The sequence below is a fragment of the Methylopila jiangsuensis genome (assembly GCF_027922305.1).
Classification (GTDB): domain Bacteria; phylum Pseudomonadota; class Alphaproteobacteria; order Rhizobiales; family Methylopilaceae; genus Methylopila; species Methylopila jiangsuensis.
On record NZ_BSFK01000010.1, the window covers coordinates 222,796 to 239,500 of the forward strand.

The window sequence follows — 16,705 nt, forward strand, 5'->3', positions numbered from 1 at the left end:
AGGCCTGAGCTTGGGCTCGGGCATGACGAGGTTTGACGGGTTAGGGCGCCGCCGGGCCGCAGCGGGCTGAAAGAGCCGTCGCCACCAGGCCGGGCCGGGCGCTCGGCGCGGGCGCGAACAGGCGCAGCAGCACGAAGCCCCTGTCGGTGGGGGAGACGATGCGGATGCGTGGGCGGGGGGCGGCGGCGTCCTCTTCGAGCTCCTCCGCTTCCGCCTTCTCCGCCTGCGCGGCGTTGAGCACCGTCACCTCCACCCGGCCGTCCGTCGCCGCGCGGTCGGTCAGCGCATAGAACGGCAGACCCTCGAGGGTGTGGAACGCCACCGCGCCGTAGCTCGGCGGCAGGGCGGCGGTCACCGTCGCCGGGCGTTCGCTGACGTCATACCGGCACGCCGCCTCCACGAAGGCGGGGTCGCGGAACGGCAGCGCGTCGGCGCCCTCGCCCTCGTCCGGCAGCGCGGCGAAGCTGCCGTCGGCGTTCAGCGTGGCGAGGCGCTCGTAGGGGCCGCGTTCGGCGAAGCGCGGCACCGCCAGCAGCGACGCCACATGGACGAGGCCCGCCAGCGCCAGCGCCAGCGCGAGCGCATAGGCCAGACGGATCATCGGCAGGCCCCGCGCGCGATGGTGAACAGCGTCGGCTTCGAGCGGGCGAGCGGCGTGCCCACGGCGGTCTCGTAAAGGTTGAGCCGCAGCACGAACGGCCCTTCGCCTGAGAGCGGCAGCCAGTCGCCCGCCCGCGCCTCGCGCGACAGGATCACCGATGCTGGGCGGTCGGCCATGCGCACCGCCTCGGCGCTGGTGGCGGCGAAGCGGCCGAGCGGGTTCGCCATCCGCCGACCGTCGGGCAGGAAGGCGGCGAGCGTCCACAGCCGGGCGGCGGGCATGTCGCCTGTGAGCGTGTAGTCGCAGGCGAGCGACAGCGGCCGGCCCTCCTGATCCGTCGCCGCCACGAAGGCCAGGCCGTCGCCATAGGCGAGCGGGGCCTCGCCCCGGCGGGCGAGGGCGGCGCGCTGGTACGGGTTGGCGCCGAGCCCGCCGACGCCGGGATCGGCCCGCCATGGCCCGATCACGAGGCCGCCCACGGGCAGGCCGCGCTCCACGGTCGACCAGGTGGCGCCGAGGCCGAGCGCGGCGGCGACGCCGAGCGTGAGAAGGATGAGCAGCGTCAGCCGCATGGCGTCGCGGGGCCCGCCGCGCTCAGCGCGTCGCGCCGACGGGGGTGATCCCGGCGGCGGCGTCGGCGCGGGCGGCCGCGGTTTCGGCGGCGGCCACGTCCACGAGCAGCGCCTGCAGCGTGCGCGCGGCGCCGTCCGACAGGTTGCGCGAGCCGGGCGCGGGCGCGCCGCCGCCATCGGCCGGCGCCGCCGCCGCCACCGCGTCGCGGCCGGGGTTGAACGGCACGCCGGGGATCGGTTTCGGCGCGAGGCCGTGATGGGCGAAGGTCATGATGTCGCGCCAGGTCATGGCGGGCAGGGAGCCGCCGGTCATCTCCCGGGTGGTGGTGAAGTCGTCGTTGCCGAACCAGATCCCGCCCACGAAGGAGCCGGTGAAGCCTACGAACCAGGCGTCCCGGTAGGACTGGGAGGTGCCGGTCTTGCCGCCGACCTGGTAGCCGTCGAGCCGCGCCCGGCCGCCGGTTCCGCCTTCCGTCACCGCCACCATCATGCGGTTCATGCCCGCCACCACATGCGGGCCCAGCACCTGCTGGGGCGGCTTCGAATCCCGGTCGTGGCGCCACAGCGTGTCGCCCTTGGAGTCCAGCACCTCCACGGCGGCGTAGGCCGGGGCGCGGCGGCCGCCGTTGGCGAGCGTGGAGTAGCCGGAGGTGTGGTCGAGCAGGGTGACCTCCTCCACGCCGAGCGCGAGCGCCCGGCCCACGTCCAGCTTCGAGCGGATGCCCATGCGGTGGGCGATCTCGATCACGTTCTTCTGGCCGACGTCGAGCGCGAGCCGCACGGGGACGGTGTTGATGGACTTGGCGAAGGCGGTGATCAGCGGCACCCGGCCCGCGAAACGGCGGCCGTAATTGCGCGGGCACCAGTTGCCGACGCAGACGGCGGCGTCCGTCACCACCTTGTCGGGGGTGTATTTTCCCGAGGCGAAGGCGGCGGCGTAGACGTAGGTCTTGAACGAGGAGCCGGGCTGCCGCAGCGCGTCCACCGCGCGGTTGAACTGGCTCTGGCCGTAGTCGCGCCCGCCCACCATGGCGCGCACCGCGCCTTCCGGCTCCATGATGACCGCCGCCGCCTGATCGACCCGGTACTGGTCGCCGTACTGGCGCAGCATCTGCTCCACCGCGCCTTCGGCGTGGCGCTGCAGCGGCCCGTCGAGGGCGGTGCGCACCACCAGCACCCGGTGGCCCCGGAACGCGCCCTCCTGCGCCAGCTGGCGCACCTCGCCATAGGCCCAGTCCAGATAGTAGTCCGGGCTGGAGGCCACGGCGGTCGGCTTCGGCGTCGCGGGCTGGAACCGGGCCGGCTGCACCTGGCCCTCGGTCATGAAGCCTGCGTCCACCAGATTGTCGAGCACGGTGGAGGCGCGCGCGCGGGCGGCGGCGAGGTTCACATGCGGGGCGTATTTGGTCGGGGCCTTGAACAGCCCGGCCAGCATGGCGCTTTCCGCCAGCGTCACGTCGCGGGCGGACTTGCCGAAATAGAAATGCGCCGCCGCGTCCACGCCGAAGGCGCCGCCGCCCATATAGGCGCGGTCGAGATAGAGCTTGAGGATCTCGTCCTTGGTGAGGTGGCGCTCCAGCCAGAAGGCGAGGAAGGCCTCGTTGACCTTGCGCTCCAGCGTGCGCTCGTTGGACAGGAACAGGTTCTTGGCGAGCTGCTGGGTGATGGAGGAGCCGCCCTGCACCACGCCGTTGGCGCGGGCGTTCTGCACGATGGCGCGCGCCGTGCCCGCCACGTCGATGCCGAAGTGCTGGTAGAAGCGCCGGTCCTCGGTGGCGAGCGCGGCCTTGATCAGATGATCCGGGTACTCGCGCAAGGGGATGCCGTCGTTCTGCATCACCCCGCGCTTGCCGATCTCCTGCCCGTGCCGGTCGAGAAAGGTGATGGAGAGCTCGGCCCGGTTCAGCCAGTCCGGCCCGGTCTCCCGGAAGGCGGGCACGGCGAGCGCGAGCATCAGCGTCGCGGCGGCCGCGCCGAGCGTCAGACCCTCGCCCAGAAGCTCGGCCAGCCAGCGCCGCCAGCCGCGGGCGCGGAACGTGTCGAAGGCCGCGCAGACGCCGTCCCACCGGCGCGAGGCCGCCGGCCAGATCCGCCAGAAGGTGTGGTCCAGCCAGGAATCGAGCGCGAGAAGCCTGCGCTTCACGTCGAGCTTCCTGACCTCAGCGCTTTTACTGAACACGAGCGCCCCGCTTGAACCCGTCCGCGTGCCGGCCCCGGAATGGCTTGACCGTTTCCGTCCGCGCGCGCAAGACCCATGCCATGAGCACGCGCCTCGCGCCGCAGCCCGCCGACGGCGGGACAGTGGAGCATAAGCCCTTCTGGAGAGTGAAGCGCCTCGGCGAGATGTCGCCCGAGGAGTGGGAGAGCCTGTGCGACGGCTGCGGCCGCTGCTGCCTGCTGAAGCTGCAGGACGAGGACACCGACCGCATCGCCTATGTGGACGTCTCCTGCCGGCTGCTCGACCGGACGAGCTGCCGGTGCTCGGATTACCCGAATCGCCGCGACCACGTGCCCGACTGCGTGCGGCTGACGCCAGCGCTGGTGGAGGAGATCGGCTGGCTGCCGCCCACCTGCGCCTACCGTCTCATCGACGAGGGCAAGGACCTGCCGTGGTGGCATCCGCTGGTCTCCGGCGACGCCGAAACGGTGCATGAAGCCGGCGTCTCAATTCGGGACAAGGTCTTCTGTTCCGAGACGGAAATCGACGAGGAGGGGCTGCTTGACCGCATGGTGAGCTGGCCCGCCCGCTGGCCGCGCGGCGCGCGCAAGCCGCGCGTCCGGGGCTGACGGCGGAGCGCCTCGGGAGGGGTCTGGCGTTCTGCATCCCAAGTACGCCTTGCGCCTTTGGAAAAGTTCAAGCAGGTAAGAAGCGTCTGGTCTGCGGGTTTTTGCGTACCCCGCGGCGTGTGTGAGGCGTGGGGACGCTGATGTCGGGCGCGGTGGGGGACAGACGCGTGGTCGTCATCGTCGATGACGATGCGGCCATCCGGGAGATTCTGGCGGTCGCCTTTCAGGCCGGCGGATTTCAGGCGAGCGCCCATGCGGACGCCGCCAGCGCGCTCGACACGCTCGATCGGGAGCCCATGGTCTGCTGCGTGCTGCTGGACGTGGTGATGCCGGGCATGTCCGGCCTCGACGCCCTGCGCGCGCTCAACCAGCGCGGCTTCGCCGCGCCGATCCTCATGATTTCGGGCTCGGCCGACATTCCCATGGCGGTGGACGCCATCCGCCATGGCGCGCTGGACTTCATCGAGAAGCCGTTCGATCCGCTCAGGATCGTGGCGCGGGTGTCCGAAGCGCTGGATGCGGAAGCCGCGCGCGTGGCGGCCCGGCGGGAAGGCGTGGTGGCCAACGCGACGCTGGGCGATCTGCTCACCCGGCGCGAGCGCGAGGTGCTGGCCCTGATCGCGGAAGGGCTGTCGAACAAGGAGGCGGGGCGGGAGCTCAGCATCAGCCCCCGCACCATCGAGGTGCATCGCGCCCGCATCATGGAGAAGGTCGGGGCGCGCAACGCCGCCGATCTGGTGCGCATCGTGATGTCCCACACCACCGCCTGACGGCGGCGGCGACCTCAGGCCGCCTGGGCGAGGCCCGCGAACAGCGGGGCGCCGTCGGTCCCGCCGATCGCGGCGTCGATCAGGTTCTCGGGGTGCGGCATCAGGCCGAGCACGTTGCGCTGCTCGGAATAGACGCCGGCGATGTCGTTGACCGAACCGTTGGGGTTGGCGCGCCCGCCCACGACGCCGTCGGCGTCGCAGTAGCGGAACGCCACCCGGCCGTCGCCTTCGAGGCGGGCCACGGTCTCCGGATCAGCGAAATAGTTGCCCTCGCCATGGGCGATGCAGACCTCGATCACCTGTCCCGGCTGATAGGCGCGGGTGAAGGCGGTGTCGGCGCGCTCCACCTTCAGGTGCTGCTGGCGGCAGACGAAGCGCAGGTCGGCGTTGCGGGTCAGGATGCCCGGCAGCAGGCCGCTCTCCACCAGGATCTGGAAGCCGTTGCAGATGCCGAGCACCAGCCCGCCGCGGGCGGCGTGGGCGCGCACCGCGTCCATGGCCGGCGACCGCGCCGCGATGGCGCCGCAGCGCAGATAGTCGCCATAGGAGAACCCGCCCGGAAGCACCACCAGATCCGTGCCGGCCGGCAGCTCGGTCTCGGTGTGCCACACGAAGGCCGGGGCCTTGCCGCTGGCGCGGGCGAGCGCCGCCGCGACGTCGCGTTCGCGGTTGGAGCCGGGAAAGACGATGACGGCGGCGTTCATGGACGGGTCCTCGAAGGGCGACGAAACGGCGTTGTCTTACTGCGCGATCTGCACGGCCGCCAGCGCCTGCTCGATCTTCGGTTTGTGCGCGTCCCAGCTTGCGGCCGGAGCGACGCAGTTGAAGGCCACGTCGTAGCCCTTGGCGGCCACGAGGAACAGCCCGAAGCGCAGCTTGCCGGGCTCGCCCTCCGCCTTCATCTCCGCCCAGTGGCCGGCGTTGACGCCGAAGCGCTTGGGGGCGAAGGGCGCGACCACTTCGGTCGAGAACTCCTTCGGCGTGTTCTTGAGCACGCCGTCGCCGAAGGCCTTCACCGTCGCCTCGGGCAGCTCCACGCCGGGGCGGGCCTGCTCGTCGGCGCGGGTCTGGATGGTGCAGAACACCCGATCCTCGCCGCAGGATTTTTCGGTGCAGCGCACGCCGATCTGGCGCACGCTCTGGAACTTGACCCAGTTCACGCCGTCCGGGACCAGCCGGAACACGCTGTTGGGGCCGACGATGTCCGGCGTGCCCTGGGCGAATGCGGCGCCTGCGGCGCCGAGCAACGCGGTCGCGGCCAGGAGGCCGGCGACGCGCCTGGAAATTCCCATCATATGGACGTCATCCCGAGATGTCGTAGCGATAGCTCTCGATCACGGTGTTCGCGAGCAGCTTCTCGCACATGGCCTTGAGGGTGGCCTCCGCCTCCGCGGGGTCGTCGGTCGCCAGCTCGACGTCGAACAGCTTGCCCTGCCGGACGCTGTCGACGCCGGCGACGCCGAGGGAGCCGAGCGCTCCCTCGATGGCCTTGCCCTGCGGATCGAGGACCCCGGTCTTGAGGGTGACGGTGACGCGCGCCTTCATGATCGGGGCAACCTCGCTTGGCGGAGAATGGGTCGGGGCTTCTTACAGCGCGTCGAGCGCTTTCGCGATCTTGTCGGCGCTGTCGTCGCGCAGTTTAAGAGCCGCGCTTTCGCCCTTCGTCAACACCTGAACCGCAAGCAGCCGTCCGGCCTTGGCGTCGAACAGGGTGGTCATCACCGCCGAGGCGCCGTCCGGGCAGCCGCCGACGCTGTCGATGCGCACCCGGGTGTCGCTGAGCTTCTTGGCCTCATAGGTCTTGAACGCGCAGCCGGTGGCCTTCATGGACTCGTCGTTGCCGTACTTGTAGCTCGGCAGCGCGCCCTGCGGGTCGGCGATGATCTTCTTGAAATAGTCCTCGCTCGGACGGGCCGAGCTCACGCCCAGCACGCCGCGACCGCCGCAGCTGTCCTGGTCGCAGATGTAGGTGACGCTCTCGCCGGTGGCGGAGTGCTTGCGCCAGCCCGAGCCCACGTCGCCGAGCGTCTGCTCGATGTTGAGGGCGGGCAGGTTGTCCTCGGCCGGCGCAGGCGCGGCCTGCGGCGCCGCAGGGGCGGGCGCTGCGGCCTGCTGCGCGAAAGCGGGGCCGGCGAGGCCGAGCGCGATGGCGGCGAAGGCCCAATTTTTTATGGGCATCTTATTATCCTCCCAGTCGAAACGACGCCGCCCCGTTCAGGGGAACGGGGCGGCGCATGAAGTGAAGCTCACAGGCGGCGTCGTCGGGCGGGGGTCAGTCCTTCGACGTCACCAGCACCGGACCGCGGCCGTTCGGCGTCTCCTGCTCCGGCAGGATGCCGAGGCGACGCGCGACCTCGGAATAGGCTTCGACCAGACCGCCCATGTCGCGGCGGAACCGGTCCTTGTCGAGCTTGTCGTTGGACTTGATGTCCCAAAGACGGCACGAGTCCGGCGAAATCTCGTCAGCGACGACGATGCGCACCGTGTCGTTCTCCCACAGGCGGCCGCACTCCATCTTGAAGTCCACAAGACGGATGCCGACGCCCAGGAACAGGCCGGACAGGAAGTCGTTGACGCGGATGGCGAGCGCCATGATGTCGTCGATCTCCTGCGGGCTCGCCCACCCGAAGGCGGTGACGTGCTCCTCGGAGACCATCGGATCGTTCAGGGCGTCGTTCTTGTAGTAGAATTCGATGATCGAGCGGGGCAGCTGGGTGCCCTCCTCGATGCCGAGCTTCTGCGCCAGAGAGCCGGCGGCGACGTTGCGCACCACCACCTCGAGGGGGATGATCTCCACCTCGCGGATGAGCTGCTCCCGCATGTTGAGCCGACGGATGAAGTGCGTCGGCACGCCGATGTCGTTCAGGTTCTGAAAGACGAATTCGGAGATGCGGTTGTTCAGTACGCCCTTACCGTCGATCACCTCGTGCTTTTTGGCGTTGAAAGCGGTGGCGTCGTCCTTGAAGTGCTGGATCAGCGTGCCGGGTTCGGGGCCTTCGTACAGGACTTTCGCCTTGCCTTCATAAATGCGGCGGCGGCGGTTCATCGGCGTATACCGTGGCTTGAGGAAATCCATATCACCTGCCGGTTGATCACGTCAGACCGGATGGTCGTCGATCCGGCGAACGCATGGATCGGCCGTCGTCTCAGTGCGAGAGACGCCATGCGTGCGGGCGGACCCTAGCCGATCAGGGCCTTGAGCACAACGATCGCGGCGGATGGACGGGGACGCGGCCGGTTCAGGCGCTCTGCTTCAGCGGCACGCCGGCTTCCGTCAGCAGGGTCTGCAGCTCGCCGGCCTGGAACATCTCGCGCACGATGTCGCAGCCGCCCACGAACTCGCCCTTGACGTAGAGCTGGGGGATGGTCGGCCAGTTGGAGAACTCCTTGATGCCCTGGCGCAGCTCGTCGCTCTGCAGCACGTTCACGCTGCCGTAGGGGGCGCCCAGATAGTCCAGGATCTGGACCACCTGGCCCGAGAAGCCGCACTGCGGGAACTGGGGCGTGCCCTTCAGGAACAGCACCACGTCGTGGGTGCTGATGGCGTTCTGGATGAAGTCCTTGGCGCTCATGGGTCTCGTCAAAACCTCTCGGATCCGGGTGCTCAGGCGTCGGCTGGGGCGCTGGTCTGAAGGGCGAGCGCGTGCAGCGCGCCGCCCATCTGCCCTTTGAGGGCCTGATACACGATCTGATGCTGCTGGACGCGGCTCTTGCCGCGGAAGCTCTCGGAGACGACCGTGGCCGCGTAATGGTCCCCGTCGCCGGCGAGATCGCGAATCGTGACCTCGGCGTCGGGCAGGGCGTCGCGGATCAACTGCTCGATCTCGCGGGCGTCCATGGGCATCGGCGTTCGTCTCCGTCTTTCGGGTCGCGGCGGGCGTTCAGTCGGCGTCGACCGCCGGCCCCGCCATGAAGCGCGGGAACCAGCCGTCGTGCGCCTCGCGCAGTTCGCCCAGAAGGATGGGGGCTTCGCCGCCCGGAATCAATCGGTCGCCGCCGGTGGTTCCGATCCGGGTCGCGGTCACGCCCGCCTCGCTCGCGGCCGAGATGACCAGCGAGGCCTTGGATTCCTCCACCGTCACCACGTAGCGGGCCTGATCCTCGCCGAAGAACCAGGCGTGGGCCGGCAGGCTGGCGGGCGCGTCCTCGAGCGTGGCGCCGACCCGGCCGGCGAGCGCCATCTCGGCCACCGCCAGCAGCAGGCCGCCGTCGGAGACGTCGTGGACCGCGGTCGCGGCGCCGGAGAGCACGAGGCTGCGGACGAAGTCGCCGTTGCGCAGCTCGGCCTGCAGATCGACCGGGGGCGGGGCGCCTTCCTCGCGGCCCGCCACCAGCCACAGCCAGCAGGAGCGGCCAAGCCAGCCCTGCGCGTCGCCGAGGACGAGGATGGCTTCGCCCTCGCGCTTGAACGCGATGGTGGCGCTCTTCGCCACGTCGTCGATCACGCCCACCGCGCCGATGGTCGGCGTCGGCAGGATCGCGCGCCCCTGCGTCTCGTTGTAGAGCGAGACGTTGCCGGACACGACGGGGAAGTCCAGCGCCCGGCAGGCCTCGCCGATGCCTTTGATGCAGCCCACGAGCTGGCCCATGATCTCGGGCTTCTCGGGGTTGCCGAAGTTCAGGTTGTCGGTGACGGCGAGCGGCCGGGCGCCGACCGCGGTCAGGTTGCGCCAGGCTTCGGCCACCGCCTGCTTGCCGCCCTCGAACGGGTCGGCCTCGCAGTAGCGCGGGGTGACGTCGGCGGTGAGCGCCAGACCCTTGGGGCCGCCGTTGACCCGCACCACGGCCGAATCGCCGCCGGGCTTCTGCACGGTCTCGCCGAGGATGATGTGGTCGTACTGCTCCCACACCCAGCGGCGCGACGACAGCTCGGCCGAGCCCATCAGCTTCAGCAGCGCCTCGCCGGTGGACAGGGGCGCGTCGATGGACGCCGGGCTGAGGACCGGGGCCTTCGGCGTCTCCACATGGGGCCGGTCGTATTCGGGAGCCTCGTCGCCGAGCTCCTTGATCGGCAGGTCGGCCTTCAGCTCGCCGTTGAAATAGACCTTGAAGCGCAGGTCGTCGGTGGTGCGGCCGACCACCGCGAAGTCGAGCCCCCATTTGGTGAAGATGGCGCGGGCCACGTCCTCCTTCTCGGGGTGGAGCACCATCAGCATGCGCTCCTGGCTCTCCGAGAGCATCATCTCGTAGGCCGTCATGCCCTCTTCGCGCACCGGCACGTTCTCGAGGTCGAGCCGGATGCCGAGATCGCCCTTGGCGCCCATCTCCACCGCGGAGCAGGTCAGCCCCGCCGCGCCCATGTCCTGGATCGCCACCACGGCGCCTGAGGCCATCAGCTCGAGGCAGGCCTCCAGCAGCAGCTTCTCGGCGAAGGGGTCGCCCACCTGCACGGTGGGGCGCTTCTCCTCGGAAGCGTCGTCGAACTCGGCCGAGGCCATGGTGGCGCCGTGGATGCCGTCGCGGCCGGTCTTGGAGCCGAGATAGACCACGGGCAGGCCGACGCCGGTGGCCTTGGCGTAGAAGATGGCGTCCGCCTTGGCGAGGCCGACCGCCATGGCGTTGACCAGGATGTTGCCGTCGTAGCGGGTGTGGAAGCCCACGAGGCCGCCGACCGTGGGCACGCCGAACGAGTTGCCGTAGCCGCCGACGCCGGCCACCACGCCCGAGACCAGATGGCGGGTGCGCGGATGCTCCGGATCGCCGAAGCGCAGCGCGTTCAGCGCCGCCACCGGCCGGGCGCCCATGGTGAACACGTCGCGCAGGATGCCGCCGACGCCGGTCGCGGCGCCCTGATAGGGCTCGATGAAGGACGGGTGGTTGTGGCTCTCCATCTTGAAGACCACCGCGTCGCCGTCGCCGATGTCGACCACGCCGGCGTTCTCGCCGGGGCCCTGAATGACGTGCGGGCCGGAGATCGGCAGCGTCTTCAGCCAGATCTTGGACGACTTGTAAGAGCAATGCTCGTTCCACATGGCCGAGAACACGCCGAGCTCGGTGAAGCTCGGCTCGCGGCCGATGAGGTCGAGGATGCGCTGATACTCGTCGGGCTTCAGGCCGTGGGCGGCGACGAGTTCGGGCGTGATGGCGGGCTCGTGTGCGGTCATCGCTCTCGGGGGCAAGGATCGGGGCCTAGGGGAGACGTGGGGTCTTGCTACGCCAACGGGGCCGGAGACGCCAGCCCGAAGCGCCCGCCGCGCCCGGAAGCCGCGCCGCTTGCCTCCCGCGGGCGATCCGCTAAGCCTGTCCGCCGCCCTTTCGACCCCGCACGCCCAAGGACGAGACCGACGATGACCACGGAGCTTCCTCTCGCCGGCCGCGTGGCGGTCGTCACCGGCGCCTCCCGCGGGATCGGCTACGCCGTCGCAAAGGCTCTGGCGGGGGCCGGCGCCCATGTGGTCGCCACCGCCCGCACCCAGGGCGGCCTTGAGGAGCTCGACGACGAGATCCGGGCCGCGGGCGGCTCCGCCACGCTCGCGCCCTTCGCCATCGACGATTTCGACGCCATCGACCGGCTGGGCGCGGCGCTTTACCAGCGCTTCGGCAAGCTCGACGTTCTGGTGGCGAACGCCGGCCAGCTCGGGCCGCTGACGCCGCTCGGCCATGTGGAGCCCAAGGAGTGGGACAAGACGGTGGCGGTGAACCTGACCGCCAACTGGCGGCTGATCCGCTCGCTCGACCCGCTGCTCAGGGCGTCCGACGCCGGACGGGCGGTGTTCCTCACCTCGGGCGTCGTCCACAAGGACCGGGCCTATTGGGGCCCCTACGCCGTGACCAAGGCCGGGGTGGAGGCGCTGGCGCGCTCCTACGCCGCCGAGACGCGGACCAACACGGCCGTTCGGGTGACGCTGGTCAATCCCGGCCCCCTGCGCACCGCCATGCGCGCCCGCGCCATGCCGGGCGAGGACGCCGCGACGCTGAAGACGCCGGCGGAGCTTGCGCCGAAGATCGTGGCGCTGTGCCTGCCGTCCTGGACCGAGACGGGCAAGCTCTACGACTTCCCCGCCGACAGCCTGCTGGCGTTCCAGCCTCCGGCCTGAGGCGAGGGCGCGAGAGGCTGCGGGGACACGGCGGGACCGCGTGCCGTAAAGACCTTCGTCATGCCCGAGCTCGTCTCGGGCATCCACGACTTGAACGCGTCGAGCTCCCGCTCCGCTCGAGAAGTCGTGGATACCCGCGCGAAGGCGCGGGCATGACCGCGAGGGGGCGTCCCGGTCAGATCGGGACGTCCTGAACGGCCCGCGACGTCCCGAACGGGCCGTCAGCCCTTGGTGTCGTAAGGGTTGTCCGGCGTGCGGAAGGTCAGCCGGATCGGCGCGCCGGGCATGTCGAAGGTCTCGCGCAACCCGTTGATCAGGTAGCGCACATAGGAGTCCGGCAGTTCCTCGGTGCGGGTGCCGAAGATGACGAAGAACGGCGGCCGCGCCTTGGGCTGGGTGGCGTAGCGCAGCTTGATGCGCTTGCCGGCGACGGCGGGCGGCGGGTGACGCTCCAGCACGCCTTCGAGCCAGCGGTTGAGCGCGGCGGTGGAGACCCGGCGGTTCCAGACCTCGTGCGCGGTCTGGACGGCGGTCATCAGCCGGTCCACGCCCTCGCCGGTCTGGCCCGACAGCGCCACCATCTGGGCGCCCTTCACCTGCGGCAGCAGCCGGTCCAGCGCCTCGCGGTGGCGCTTCATGGCCTCGCCGCGATCCTCCACCAGATCCCACTTGTTCAGGCCGAACACCAGCGCGCGGCCCTCGCGGGCCACCAGATCGGCGATGGACAGGTCCTGCTTCTCGAACGGGATGGTGGCGTCCAGCAGCACGACCACCACTTCCGCGAACTTGATGGAGCGGATGGCGTCGGCGACCGACAGCTTCTCCAGCTTGTCGATCACCCGCGCCTTGCGCCGCAGGCCGGCGGTGTCCACCAGCCGCACCCGGCGGCCGCGCCACTCCCAGTCGATCGAGACCGAATCGCGGGTGATGCCGGCCTCGGGGCCGGTGAGCATGCGCTCCTCGCCCACGAGCCGGTTCACCAGCGTGGACTTGCCGGCGTTCGGGCGGCCGACGATGGCGATGCGCAGCGGGGCGCCCTCGCCGGTCTCCTCGTCCTCATCCTCGTCGGACGGCTCGGGGAAGAACGGCTGCAGCGCGTCGTAGAGGTCGCCCAGGCCCTCGCCGTGCTCGGCGGAGACGGGCAGGGGATCGCCGAGGCCGAGCGAATAGGCGTCGTAGGCGCCGTCGCGCCCCGCATGACCTTCCGCCTTGTTGGCGAGCAGGATCACCGGGCTCGACGCGCGCCGCACCAGATCGGCGAAGCGCACGTCGTCGGCGGTGACGCCGGCGCGGGCGTCGATCACGAACAGCACCACGTCCGCCTCGGCGATGGCGGCCTCGGTCTGCTGGCGCATGCGCGCCTCGAGCGAGCCGTCGGCGGCGCTTTCGAGGCCGGCCGTGTCCACGATGCGGAAGGTGAGGTCGCCGAGGCGGCCTTCGCCCTCCCGGCGGTCGCGGGTCACGCCCGGCCGGTCGTCGACCAGCGCGAGGCGCTTGCCGACGAGGCGGTTGAACAGCGTGGACTTGCCCACGTTCGGCCGGCCGACCACGGCGATCAGCGGCATGGGGCCTGCGGGGAGGCGCTCAATCTCGGTCACGGCGGCGACGCCCTCCCGGCGCCCTCTGGGCTCGCGCGAACGGCCGCCTCACGCGGCCGCCGCTCTGGAGCCGACGTCAGGCGAAGTTCGACGGGGCGGCCGGCAGCGCCGACAGCGGCTGCGGCACGGTCTCGGGCGGGGGCGGGGCCACCTGCGGCACCGGACGGCGCTCGCCCGGAAGCGGCGTCTCCTTCTCGCCGAACGGGTTCATGTTCGACAGCGATTCGCAGCCGACCACGGTCGCGCCGAGCGCGGCCACGACGGCGAGGCGAAGCAGGATCCTGGAACGCTCGGTCACGATATGCGGTCTCCCCCTGAACGAGACGGCTGCGGCGCTTGCGCGCCTCACTTCGCGCCGTCAGCCGCCGCCGGCGGCGGCATGACGGCGAGCATAAGCTCGGCGCGCTGGCGGGCGCCTTGCGGCGTGTCGTCGTCCGACATCAGCGCCTCGAACTGGCGGCGGGCGTCGGCGACGTCGCCGGCCTTGTAGGCGGCGAGGCCGAGCGCCTCGCGGGCGGCGTGGCGCCAGCCGCCGTTGTCCACCGCGAGCGGCTCCACCAGCCGGCGCACCTCGTCGCGGGAGGCGGCGTCCACCGCCACATAGGCGGCGCGCACCCGGGCGGCGTCGCGCAGCAGGCCGTCGAGAGTCGAATCGTTCGCGATCGCCTCATATGCCGTGATGGCGGCGGCGGGATCGCTCTCGGTCAGCAGCGCCGCCTCGCGCAGGCGGGCCACGGCGCGGTAGCCGGCCGGTCCATCGGCGGCGAGGGCGGCGAAGGCGGCGCGCGCCTCCTCGTCCTTGCCCTCGGTCGCGAGCCGGGCCGCGGCCTGGTAGCGGTCGCCGGCGGCCTGGGCCTGATGTGCGGCGTAATACTCGTAGCCCCGCCAGGCGCCGACGCCGAGCACGGCGAGCGTCACCACGGCCACGATCAGCCAGCCGTAACGGGTCCAGACGCGCTGCAGCCGTTCGCGGCGAATCTCTTCCTGAACTTCGTGGAAGATGTCGGTCATCGGCGGTGACGCACGTCCTGAACGCGTGGGGGCTCGAAATCGAGGCCATGTAAAAACCGCGCCGGCCATGACGCCGTCGCGAAGGCGCGCACCATAGCGACGCCGGTCGCGCCCGGCAAATCCTTAAATGATCGCCGCCATCACGAGCCGAAGGCGGGAACGCCGATCAGGAGCGGATGCAGGAACGCGCCGAACACGCCGTAGAGCACGACGCCGATCGCCACCGCCACGATGTCGTTGCGCGCGTCGCCGGGCGCGACCGGCGCCCGGCCCTCCGCGCGCTCCCGGCGCTTGATCAGGATGCGGGCGATCACGCCATAGGCGAGCAGGCCGCCGAACAGCAGGATGCTGGCGAGATCGCCGTTGGCGGCGAGATGGGCGAAGGCCCAGAGCTTCAGCGCCGCCAGCATGGGATGCTTCGCCGCGGCCCGGATGCGCCCCGGAACATAGGCCGAGACCAGCAGGATGAAGGCCGGCAGCATCAGCGCGGCGGGGATGTGCCGGGTCCAGGCGGGCGGCGTCCACACCGCCACATAGGGCGCGTGGCCATAGCCGTAGATCATGAGCGCGAGCGCCAGGGCCGAAACGACCGAATAGCCGATCTTGTAGCCCGGCTCGCCGAACCGGGCGATCAGGCGGGCCCGGCCGTCCCGGGCGCGGGTCACAAGATGCGCGCCGATGAACAGCAGAAGTCCGGCGACAAGCGTGATCATGGCGGCGTCCGATCGGTCTGGAGGAATTCCAGACTAGCGGACTCCCGCGCCCGGCGCCATGGCGCCGGGCGCGGCCGAGGGTCAGCTCGCCTCGGCGATCAGGGACAGCTGGCGCGGGGTTTCGCCGGAATAGTCGGTGAGCGCGGTCGGGTAGTCGCCGGTGAAGCAGTGGTCGGAGAACTGGGGATGGGCCGCGTCGCGGGCCTCGTAGCCCATGGCGCGGTAAAGCCCGTCCACCGACAGGAAGGCCAGGCTGTCGGCGCCGATGAACTCGCGCATCTGCTCCAGCGTGTGGGTGGCGGCGAGCAGCTTGTTCCGCTCCGGCGTGTCGATGCCGTAGAAGTCGGAGTGCATGATCGGCGGGCAGGCGAGGCGGAAATGCACCTCCTTGGCGCCGGCGTCGCGCATCATCTTCACGATCTTCAGCGAGGTGGTGCCGCGCACGAGGCTGTCGTCCACCAGCACGACCCGCTTGCCCTCCACCTGGCTGCGGTTGGCGCTGTGCTTCATGCGCACGCCGAGCTCGCGCACGCCCTGGGTCGGCTGGATGAAGGTGCGGCCCACATAGTGGTTGCGGATGATGCCGAGCTCGAACGGGATCCCGCTCTCGCGGCTGAAGCCGATGGCCGCCGGCACGCCCGAATCCGGGATCGGCACGATCACGTCGGCGTCGGGGCAGCTTTCGCGGGCGAGCTCCATGCCCATGCGCTTGCGCACCTCATAGACCGACTGGCCCTGCACCACGCTGTCGGGACGGGCGAAATAGACGAACTCGAACACGCAGGGACGCATGGGCTGCGGCGGGAACGGGCGCAGCGACTGCACGCCGTCCTCGGAGATGATCACCACTTCGCCGTTCTCGATGTCGCGCACGTATTTGGCGCCGATGATGTCGAGCGCGCAGGTCTCGGAGGTGAGGATGTGGCAGCCGTCCAGCTCGCCCAGGATCAGCGGGCGGATGCCGAGCGGATCGCGGGCGCCCACCAGCTTCTTGGTGGAGAGCGCCACCAGCGCGTAGGCGCCTTCGATCTCGCGCAGGGCGTTGACGAAGCGGTCGATGATGCGCGGCCGGCGGCTGTGGGCCACGAGGTGGAGAATCACCTCGGTGTCGGAGGTGGACTGGCAGATGGCGCCGGCGCGGATCAGCTCGCGGCGCAGGGTCATGGCGTTGGTGAGGTTGCCGTTGTGCGCCACCGCCAGCCCGCCGGCGTCCAGCTCCGCGAACAGCGGCTGGACGTTGCGCAGGATGGTCTCGCCGGTGGTGGAGTAGCGGTTGTGGCCGATGGCGGAGCGGCCGGGCAGGCGGGCGATGATCTTGCCGTCGGAGAAGTGGTCGCCCACCAGGCCGAGGCGCTTTTCGGCGTGGAACCGGTCGCCGTCGTAGGAGACGATGCCGGCGGCCTCCTGGCCGCGATGCTGCAGGGCGTGCAGGCCGAGCGCGGTCAGCGCCGCCGCCTCCGGGTGCCCGAACACGCCGAACACGCCGCACTCCTCCCGAAGCCGGTCGGCGTAGGGGTCGAAGATGTCCTCCACGACGTCGAGCGCGCCGGGGCGCGCGGAGAAGCCATCCGTCATGATCCGTCTCCCGGGGGCGAGAGCCGCCGCCCCCTTTCGCC

At 70.7% G+C, this 16,705-nt stretch carries 19 protein-coding genes; 3 read left to right on the forward strand and 16 right to left on the reverse strand.

Translation table 11 applies throughout. The features are described from left to right. Positions 1-40: 40 nt before the first annotated feature. Genes PKE85_RS10685 through PKE85_RS10695 form a run of 3 tightly spaced genes read right to left on the reverse strand, consistent with a single transcriptional unit; the run spans position 41 to position 3,316 of the window. Entirely contained in the window at positions 41-601 is a 561-nt protein-coding gene (locus PKE85_RS10685) for a DUF1254 domain-containing protein (protein ID WP_271204724.1), read from the reverse strand. Further along, complete coding sequence (locus PKE85_RS10690; protein ID WP_271204725.1) at positions 598-1,173, reverse strand: DUF1214 domain-containing protein; 576 nt, start codon at positions 1,171-1,173, stop codon at positions 598-600. The genes PKE85_RS10685 and PKE85_RS10690 overlap by 4 nt, the downstream gene beginning before the upstream one ends. A gap of 22 nt (positions 1,174-1,195) precedes the next feature. Next, positions 1,196-3,316, reverse strand: a complete 2,121-nt coding sequence (locus tag PKE85_RS10695) for a transglycosylase domain-containing protein (protein WP_271204726.1) — start codon at positions 3,314-3,316, stop codon at positions 1,196-1,198. Positions 3,317-3,432: 116 nt separating this feature from the next. Between PKE85_RS10695 and PKE85_RS10700 the strand changes: the two genes are divergently transcribed. Together PKE85_RS10700 and PKE85_RS10705 are read left to right on the forward strand one after the other, a co-directional pair. After that, positions 3,433-3,960: a YcgN family cysteine cluster protein gene (locus tag PKE85_RS10700; protein ID WP_271204727.1), complete on the forward strand. Its 528-nt coding sequence runs from the start codon at positions 3,433-3,435 to the stop codon at positions 3,958-3,960. A gap of 140 nt (positions 3,961-4,100) precedes the next feature. After that, positions 4,101-4,730 carry a response regulator transcription factor gene (locus PKE85_RS10705; RefSeq protein WP_271204728.1) on the forward strand — a complete coding sequence of 210 codons (630 nt, stop codon included), beginning with the start codon at positions 4,101-4,103 and terminating at the stop codon, positions 4,728-4,730. Between the two features lie 14 nt (positions 4,731-4,744). On the opposite strand, the gene purQ is transcribed toward PKE85_RS10705, so the two are convergent. From purQ to purL, 8 genes are all read right to left on the reverse strand, one after another. After that, the gene (gene purQ / locus PKE85_RS10710; protein ID WP_271204729.1) at positions 4,745-5,434 is read right to left on the reverse strand and encodes a phosphoribosylformylglycinamidine synthase subunit PurQ; all 690 of its coding nucleotides are present in this window, start codon (positions 5,432-5,434) and stop codon (positions 4,745-4,747) included. 36 nt (positions 5,435-5,470) lie between these two features. Continuing rightward, positions 5,471-6,025 (reverse strand): hypothetical protein, encoded by a 555-nt coding sequence (locus PKE85_RS10715; RefSeq protein ID WP_271204730.1) that lies wholly within the window; start codon positions 6,023-6,025, stop codon positions 5,471-5,473. Between the two features lie 7 nt (positions 6,026-6,032). Continuing rightward, positions 6,033-6,275: a phosphoribosylformylglycinamidine synthase subunit PurS gene (gene purS, locus PKE85_RS10720; RefSeq protein WP_271204731.1), complete on the reverse strand. Its 243-nt coding sequence runs from the start codon at positions 6,273-6,275 to the stop codon at positions 6,033-6,035. A gap of 42 nt (positions 6,276-6,317) precedes the next feature. After that, entirely contained in the window at positions 6,318-6,908 is a 591-nt protein-coding gene (locus PKE85_RS10725) for a hypothetical protein (RefSeq protein ID WP_271204732.1), read from the reverse strand. 94 nt (positions 6,909-7,002) lie between these two features. Beyond that, positions 7,003-7,806 carry a phosphoribosylaminoimidazolesuccinocarboxamide synthase gene (gene purC, locus PKE85_RS10730; protein WP_271204733.1) on the reverse strand — a complete coding sequence of 268 codons (804 nt, stop codon included), beginning with the start codon at positions 7,804-7,806 and terminating at the stop codon, positions 7,003-7,005. A gap of 163 nt (positions 7,807-7,969) precedes the next feature. After that, positions 7,970-8,302 (reverse strand): Grx4 family monothiol glutaredoxin, encoded by a 333-nt coding sequence (gene grxD / locus PKE85_RS10735; RefSeq protein WP_271204734.1) that lies wholly within the window; start codon positions 8,300-8,302, stop codon positions 7,970-7,972. Between the two features lie 32 nt (positions 8,303-8,334). Beyond that, on the reverse strand, positions 8,335-8,574 hold the full coding sequence (locus PKE85_RS10740) for a BolA family protein (protein WP_271204735.1): 240 nt from the start codon (positions 8,572-8,574) through the stop codon (positions 8,335-8,337). A gap of 37 nt (positions 8,575-8,611) precedes the next feature. After that, positions 8,612-10,834: a phosphoribosylformylglycinamidine synthase subunit PurL gene (gene purL, locus PKE85_RS10745; protein ID WP_271204736.1), complete on the reverse strand. Its 2,223-nt coding sequence runs from the start codon at positions 10,832-10,834 to the stop codon at positions 8,612-8,614. 183 nt (positions 10,835-11,017) lie between these two features. On the opposite strand from purL, the gene PKE85_RS10750 reads away from it, so the two are divergent. Then, positions 11,018-11,767 carry an SDR family NAD(P)-dependent oxidoreductase gene (locus PKE85_RS10750; protein ID WP_271204737.1) on the forward strand — a complete coding sequence of 250 codons (750 nt, stop codon included), beginning with the start codon at positions 11,018-11,020 and terminating at the stop codon, positions 11,765-11,767. A gap of 221 nt (positions 11,768-11,988) precedes the next feature. Here the strand turns inward: PKE85_RS10750 and der are convergent, their stop codons facing one another. The 5 genes from der to purF all read right to left on the reverse strand — a co-directional run bounded on the left by der (position 11,989) and on the right by purF (position 16,664). Then, entirely contained in the window at positions 11,989-13,332 is a 1,344-nt protein-coding gene (gene der / locus PKE85_RS10755) for a ribosome biogenesis GTPase Der (protein ID WP_271204993.1), read from the reverse strand. Positions 13,333-13,441: 109 nt separating this feature from the next. After that, positions 13,442-13,663, reverse strand: coding sequence for a hypothetical protein (locus PKE85_RS10760; RefSeq protein WP_271204738.1), 222 nt, complete (start codon positions 13,661-13,663; stop codon positions 13,442-13,444). A gap of 47 nt (positions 13,664-13,710) precedes the next feature. Next, entirely contained in the window at positions 13,711-14,376 is a 666-nt protein-coding gene (locus tag PKE85_RS10765) for a tetratricopeptide repeat protein (RefSeq protein ID WP_271204739.1), read from the reverse strand. A gap of 140 nt (positions 14,377-14,516) precedes the next feature. Beyond that, positions 14,517-15,089, reverse strand: a complete 573-nt coding sequence (locus tag PKE85_RS10770) for an NnrU family protein (RefSeq protein WP_271204740.1) — start codon at positions 15,087-15,089, stop codon at positions 14,517-14,519. A gap of 81 nt (positions 15,090-15,170) precedes the next feature. Then, positions 15,171-16,664, reverse strand: coding sequence for an amidophosphoribosyltransferase (gene purF / locus PKE85_RS10775; RefSeq protein ID WP_271204741.1), 1,494 nt, complete (start codon positions 16,662-16,664; stop codon positions 15,171-15,173). Positions 16,665-16,705 lie beyond the last annotated feature (41 nt).